The sequence below is a fragment of the Pseudomonas trivialis genome, assembly GCF_001439805.1.
In the GTDB taxonomy this organism is placed as follows: Bacteria; Pseudomonadota; Gammaproteobacteria; order Pseudomonadales; family Pseudomonadaceae; genus Aquipseudomonas; species Aquipseudomonas trivialis.
In genome coordinates this window covers 1-1419 of sequence record NZ_JYLK01000036.1, presented here as the reverse complement: position 1 = coordinate 1419, position 1419 = coordinate 1, and the positions used below count along the sequence as shown (strand labels likewise).

Annotated in this window: 1 protein-coding gene; it reads left to right on the top strand. The window is 61.3% G+C overall.

Going from position 1 to position 1419, the window contains the following annotated elements:
* A partial coding sequence (locus TU79_RS24820) for an RHS repeat-associated core domain-containing protein (protein ID WP_211263085.1) occupies positions 1-1419 on the top strand: 1419 nt, incomplete at both ends.

Here is a 1419-nt window from a genome sequence, read left to right as displayed (position 1 = left end):
CACCCCAACGGGTTGATCCAGCAGGAAGTCGGCTTTGACGGCCAGCGCACCGCCTACGTTTATGACCTCAACGGCCATCTGCAGGAAAAGACTGAATACGGCGACGATGGCAGTCAGTTGGTTACCCGCTACGCGCGTGACCACGCCGGACGTCTTGTCAGAAAAACCCTGCCGGACGGCAATAAGGTGGATTACGCCTACGACCGCCAAGGCAATCTCCTCAGCGTCGAAGACGGTCATTGGGCGATGGCCTACGAATACGATCGACAAAACCGCCTCACCGCCGAGCATCAAGGCTGGGGCACCTTGCGTTATGGCTATGACGCCTGCGGTCAACTGCAACGCCTGCGCCTGCCGGACAACAACCGCGTCACGTTTAACCACGATAAAGGCGGCCACCTCGGCACCGTCGAACTCAACGGTGAAGTGCTCACCTCGCATCTATTCAAAGCCGGTCAGGAGCAGCAACGGCAGCAAGGCCAACTGCTCAGCCATTATCATTACGACGACCAACACCGCCTGCACGCCCACGCGATCACTCAGCAGCACCAAAACCTCTACCGCCGCCAATACGACTACGACAAATCCGGCAACCTCGCCCGCATCCTCGATACGCGCAAAGGCGAACACCACTACGCCTACAACCCGCTCCACCGCCTGACCCGCGCCGACCACTCGCAGGATCTACAGGAACGCTTCGGCCACAACCCGGCCGGCAACCTGCTGATGCACGACCGCCCCGGCCCGGACATCGTCGCCGGCAATCGCCTGATGATCCAGGGCGACCGGCATTACGACCACGACGCCTTCGGCAACCTGATCCGCGAACGCCGTGGCAAAGGCCACGCAGTGGTCACCGAATACCGCTACGACTGCCAGCATCGGCTGATCGCCGTCAAAAAACCCAACGGCCAAACCGCCCGCTATCGCTACGACCCCTTTGGCCGCCGCATCAGCAAAACCGTTGACGGCATAACGACCGAGTTTTTCTGGCAAGGCGACAAACTGATCGCCGAACACCACGCCGACCGCCACCGCAGCTACCTCTACGAACCCGACAGCTTCCGGCCACTGGCCCTGCTGGAAGGCTTCGGCCCCAGCGCCACCAAACCCTACCACTACCAACTCGACCACCTCGGCACCCCACAGGAACTCACCGCCGCAGACGGCGAAATCGTCTGGTCCGCGCACTACCGCGCCTACGGCCAGATCAGCCGCCTCGACGTCGGAAAAGTCGATAATCCGCTGCGCTTTCAAGGTCAATACTTCGATCAGGAAAGCGGCCTGCACTACAACCGCCATCGCTACTACAATCCGAATGTTGGGCGCTATCTGACGCCGGACCCGGTGAAGCTGGCGGGCGGGATCAATGCGTACCAGTACGTGCCGAATCCTACGGGGTGGGTGGATCCGCTGGGG